The organism is Calidithermus chliarophilus DSM 9957 (assembly GCF_000430045.1).
Taxonomy (GTDB): Bacteria; Deinococcota; Deinococci; order Deinococcales; family Thermaceae; genus Calidithermus; species Calidithermus chliarophilus.
The window spans coordinates 1-4,776 of sequence record NZ_AUQW01000001.1 but is presented as its reverse complement, the minus strand read 5'-3'; the positions used below and the strand labels follow the sequence as shown (position 1 = coordinate 4,776).

7 protein-coding genes are annotated in these 4,776 nt (G+C 73.5%); 4 read left to right on the top strand and 3 right to left on the bottom strand.

Going from position 1 to position 4,776, the window contains the following annotated elements:
* Positions 1–938 (bottom strand): AAA family ATPase (locus MEICH_RS0100035; RefSeq protein WP_027890925.1); only part of this gene is annotated, 938 nt, incomplete at its 3' end.
* 118 nt (positions 939–1,056) lie between these two features.
* Here MEICH_RS0100035 and MEICH_RS0100030 point away from each other — a divergent pair.
* Both MEICH_RS0100030 and MEICH_RS28260 read left to right on the top strand, forming a co-directional pair.
* Positions 1,057–1,461, top strand: a complete 405-nt coding sequence (locus MEICH_RS0100030) for a MerR family transcriptional regulator (RefSeq protein ID WP_027890924.1) — start codon at positions 1,057–1,059, stop codon at positions 1,459–1,461.
* A gap of 80 nt (positions 1,462–1,541) precedes the next feature.
* Positions 1,542–1,688, top strand: coding sequence for a hypothetical protein (locus tag MEICH_RS28260; protein WP_157202524.1), 147 nt, complete (start codon positions 1,542–1,544; stop codon positions 1,686–1,688).
* Between the two features lie 94 nt (positions 1,689–1,782).
* Here MEICH_RS28260 and MEICH_RS0100020 read toward each other — a convergent pair whose 3' ends face one another.
* Together MEICH_RS0100020 and MEICH_RS0100015 are read right to left on the bottom strand one after the other, a co-directional pair.
* The gene (locus MEICH_RS0100020) at positions 1,783–3,075 is read right to left on the bottom strand and encodes a hypothetical protein (RefSeq protein WP_027890923.1); all 1,293 of its coding nucleotides are present in this window, start codon (positions 3,073–3,075) and stop codon (positions 1,783–1,785) included.
* A gap of 72 nt (positions 3,076–3,147) precedes the next feature.
* On the bottom strand, positions 3,148–3,873 hold the full coding sequence (locus MEICH_RS0100015) for a hypothetical protein (RefSeq protein ID WP_027890922.1): 726 nt from the start codon (positions 3,871–3,873) through the stop codon (positions 3,148–3,150).
* Between the two features lie 87 nt (positions 3,874–3,960).
* Here MEICH_RS0100015 and MEICH_RS0100010 point away from each other — a divergent pair, with 87 nt between their 5' ends.
* Together MEICH_RS0100010 and MEICH_RS22770 are read left to right on the top strand one after the other, a co-directional pair.
* Entirely contained in the window at positions 3,961–4,215 is a 255-nt protein-coding gene (locus tag MEICH_RS0100010; RefSeq protein ID WP_027890921.1) for a hypothetical protein, read from the top strand.
* Positions 4,216–4,230: 15 nt separating this feature from the next.
* Positions 4,231–4,776, top strand: a 546-nt coding sequence (locus tag MEICH_RS22770; RefSeq protein ID WP_036218032.1) for a hypothetical protein, incomplete at its 3' end; no start/stop codon positions are given.

Below are 4,776 nucleotides of genomic sequence, written 5' to 3'. Positions count from 1 at the left end.
GCGCTCGGCTGGCGCACCACCGCGGCCGTGAGGGCGCCGACCGTGGCATAGGCCAGGTCGGCCCGGCCGGGCAGCGGGTGCCCCTCGGGGTCGGCCAGGATGGCCTCGGGGTCGGGCAGGTCCTGCTCGCGCAGCCAGGCCCCGAAGGTCTGGCCGTAGGGGCCGAGGATCCCCACCAGCAGCAGCTCCAACGCCCCGCGGTCGGCCTCGCGGGCGCCCAGCGCCAGCCAGGCGGCCAGCGCGGAGACGGCCATGCGCTCCCAGGTGCGGGGGTTGGGCCAGCCCCACACCTCCTGCCCCGGCTTGGGGGTCGGGGCCACCGCCTCGGGGTAGCGGGCGAGGAACCCCGCCACCAGCGCCTTAGCCTCCCCCCTGCGCGCGTCCACCGCCTGCGCAGTGGGCAACTCCACGCCGGCGAGGGGGTCGCCCCAGCCCGACAGCAGGGCCTGGGCGAACTCCTGCGCCCCGGGGGCCGGGTAGTGCAGGTGGGCCATGCGGGTGCGCATGGCCAGGCTGAAGGACTCCGGCCCCTCGCCTTCCCCCCACTCGCTGGGGTTGGACGCGGCCACGAGGGCCACCCGCTCGGGCGGCAGCCGCACCTCCCCCACCCAGCGCTCCGCGAGCACGCGGAGCATCGCGGGGCGGACGTCGGGGGGGCAACCCCCGATCTCGTCGAGGAAGAGGATGGCACCCTGGGGGGCCAGGAGCCGCTTCACCCAGGCCTGCGGGGCCAGCAGCACCTCGCCCCCCTCCAGCACCGGGAAGCCGCCGAAGTCGGTGCGGTCGCGGTTGCTCGCGACCACCACCTCCAGGTGGCGCTTCATGCGCCGGGCCAGGCTCTCCACCAGTGCGGTCTTGCCCACGCCAGGGGCCCCGATGAGATGGACCGGGACGGAAGCGGCGAGCGCGATGCCGACGGCCTTGTTGATGTCGTTCATACCATTACCTCCTATCATGAAAAATCGTACCTTTAGCCGATAGAGCTGTAAATAGGTCGAGATCGGCTGGCAGAGATAAGGAATTACTCCTATCCGTTATCGATGTATCATTCAAGCTATGCAGTGGATGAACGCCGACCCCAAGCCCCCGGTCCGCGTCGAGCCGGTGCCGGGCAACCTGCTCGAGCTGCTCGCCCTGCTTCGCCCCTGCCGCCCGGTGGAGGTGCGGGCGGGCGGGCGGCGGCTGTGCCTCGACCCCCTGAGCGTGGCCCTCCTGCAGGCCCTGCTCGAGGAGGGCCTGCAGGGCGAGCTGGTGCCCCTGCGCGAGGCGGCGGCGCGCGCGGGGGTGAAGGCGCGCACCGTGCTGGAGTGGGCCCGCCAGGGCCGGCTGCGTCCCCGGCTGGTCTACGGGCGCAGCTTCTACTCGCTGCGGGAGGTGCTGGAGCAGCGCCTGGCCCAGGGCACGGCTGCCCCACCCGAGGAGGAGCCAGAACGGGACGGCTCCTCTCCCGCCCCGCGCTGAGCGCGCCCGGCCACCGATCCGGGGTGCCGCCACCCCGTTCGCTTGGTTGTGATATGTTTTTTCTCGATAGGAGGAAAAGCATGAGCGATGCGACGGTGATCGTGTTGGCGACCATGGTGGCGGTGTTCGGCCTGGGTGGGCTGTTGGCGGCGCTGGTGGAGGAGGTGCTGCCCGGGCTTGCCCGGGCCGTGCCCCGCCGCCGCGAGGACCGGCCGGAGGATCGTTAGCGCCACCGCCGAGCCGACACAGGCACAGCACGAAGAAGGGGCGGGCCCAGCGGCCCGCCCCACCGTTGCTGTGCCTCCCGCGCGGCCCTCGCGGCTAGAGGGCCGCCAGCCGGGTCTGGACCTCGAGGGCCCGCAGCCCCTGCCGTCGCAGCTCCGCGACGCACTCCTCCTGGGAAGACCCCGACCAGACTTTCCAGCAGCCCCTCCGGCTCAGTGCGACGATGCCGCCGGGATGAATCCCGTAGACCACGCCATCCAGCTCGCCGAGGTATCGCGCCAACAGCAGGCCCTGGGGCAGCTGCTGCCCCCAGCGCTGCGCCAGCGGGCTCAGGTCGATCAGTCGCTCGCGCGCCAGGGCCAGCAGCAGTCCCTCCTCGCAGTGGGGCCCGATCATCTGCCACCGGTCCCCATGGCGGGCATAGACCTGCCGGGTGTTCGTCACCAGCACCTCGAAACCGTCCAGCCGCAGGAGGCGCACCGAGGTGACCTCCCCCAGCTTCGCGCCCTCGATGCGGGCGCCGGTGGTGGCGTGGACCCACAGCGGTGCGGTGGGGTCGTGGGGCGAGAAGAGGGGGGCCAGGCGGGCCAGCGCCCGTCGGGCCCGCGGGATGAGCCACACCCCCGGCGCGACGGCGGCCCTGAGGAGGTCGACGGTCTCAGGCCCACCCCCGCGGGGCTCGTCCTGCGGCCCCAGCAACCAGACCTCGCCGTTCAGGCGGACGAGCATCCAGGGGCGGCCGTGCCGCTCCCAGGTGCACAGCGGGGTCAGGTCGGGCGGGGCGTGGGGGTTGACCTTCCAGGTTTGGAAGGTGCTCCCCCCCAGCTTCTCCAGCAACGCGGTCGGGGCGCTCGCCAACCAGCGCAGTAGCTCGGGGCGCGGCGCATGGTCGCTGCTGCGGTACAGCTCGTGGCCCTGCGGGTCCAACAGCACCCGGCCGCCCTCGTAGAGGAACCCGAGGAGCGCCACCCCCCAGTCCTCCACCCGGCTCAGGTCCCAGCGGCCGGTGCGTCGCCAGGCCGCCAGGTGGGCACGTGCGCGGTTGTCGAGGTCGGCCAGGGCCTCGTCCCAGTCCTCGACCTGCTCGGGGTGCTCCAGGGGTCGGCCGAGGTAGAAGTAGCGGGGTTGGGGGCGGGCAACGCAGCCGAAGTAGCGTCCAAGGGCCTCGTACCTCGGCGGCACCGCAAAACCCTGCGCCCACAGCATCAGGCGGTGCCGCTCCTCCAGGCTCAACCCCCCAGCCGCCAGCACCTCCTGCGGTCCCAGCCCGCGGGGCCAGTGCAGGGGCGCGGCCTCGTCGGCGTAGCCGACCAGCTCCCCGCGCCAGTAGAAGGCCGCGCCGTAGGGGGTGAAGCGCCGCTCGAGGCTCGTCGTCTGCTCTTCGTGCATATTTCCTCCTATCACATAGGAGGATATCACTAATCACGCAGGAGCACCCGACCGGGCCGGGCAGCGGGGGCGCTAAGCCCGCGGGCTGGCAGGCTTAGCGGGGTCCAGCAGCGCCGCCTCCAGCCAGCGCCAGCGCGGCCGCCCGTCCTCCAGCCAGGCCAGCAGGTCGCCCTGCCACTCCAGCACCGCCTGCTCCACCACGGGGCGCAGCCGCTCACGTTGGGAGGGCTCGAGCGGGGGCTGGGGGGTGCCCCAGCCGTCGAGCGCGTCCCCCCCTTCCAGCCAGCGCAGGGCCCGGGCCAGGCCCCGCAGCAGCAGCAGGGCCTCGGGGCGCTCGGGCAGGTGGGGCAGCGCCCGGCGCAGCGCCTCCGCCTCGTGGTCGCGCAGTTTCGGGGGGCGGCTGCCGTCGGGGTTGAACAGGCCCTGCCACAGCGGCAGGTGGCCCAGCCCCGGCCGCTGCTCACTCACGAACACGGCGACGTGGCCGGTGCTGAAGAGGGTCAGCCGCACCGACACGCCGGGGTCAGGTCCCACGCCCGCCCCTGCCAGCACGGCGCGCAGCCGGGGGGGCAAGGCGCCGGGGTCCGCCCGGCTGAGGACCTCCCACACCGCGCGCGCCCGATCCCCCAGCAACCCCGCCTCCCCTCGCGCCATCCAGGCGGGCAGCTGCTCAAGGCTGCCCGACACGTTCTCCCGCGCGAAGAGGGGGCCGGGGCCGCCGAAGTTCGTCCCGTGCTCGTAGCGCAAGACCCCCAGCTGGAGTTCGTGGCAGCGGTCAAGGCTGTACAGGTAGTCCATGCGGCCATTGTAGCCCCGCCCGCGGGCGGGGCTCTGCGCTTCATGAGATAAGCGATATACTACTTACTGATAGGAGGTAGAGTGAGGATGAGAGCGATCGTCTTGCAAGGCCGGCTGTCCCAGGGGGAGCCCGTCAGCGAGCCCGAGGCCCGGGCGCTCCTTCAGGGGGCCCGTGAGGTGGTGGCGATGGACGAAGGCGCGGCGGAGTTCGCCGCGCTGCTCACCGGGCTGGGGGTGCGGCTCGACCCGCGCGTCCCCTTCAACCCTGGCGACGTGCTCATCGTCGTCGGGCACACCGGGGTGGAGAAGGTGGTGGTGCCCGAGGGGCTCACCCTCGGCTAAGACTGAGGAGGGAGCATGCACGGGGAATTCCGATTCCACCCAGTCCCGGGCGAAGTGCGCGCGGTGCTGCAGCGCCTGGGCGAGCTGGCCGCCGGCGTGGACCGGCGCCGCGGCCGCAACACCTACGCCGACCCCAACCCCTGGGCCCTGGCCGACGCCCTGCGCACCTACGACGCGGGCGGGTGGGTCACCCACCCGCCCGTGCGCGCGGGCGAGGAGGCCACCGTCGCCCGGGTGGTGTTCTGGCGCGAGGGCGGGACGGTGCGGGCGCTGGTGGGGGTGCGGCGCGAGGAGTTCGTCACCCACCCCTGCGAGAGCGGCCGCGACGGGCTGGCCCTCGAGGAGCACCTGCTGCTGGGGGCGGGCTTCGCCGAGGTGACCGCCGCCATCGGGCGGCTGACCGGGACCCGGGCCCTGCACCCCTTCGTGGCCCTGCGGCGCGACGGGGCAGCCTACGGCTACGTGCAGCGCCGCTGGTACGCCCCGGTGGGCGCGGCGTGGGTCTCGCAGGGCTGGCAGCGCCACCTCGAGCGCCCCGCCCTGGAGGCGCTGTGCGCGGCT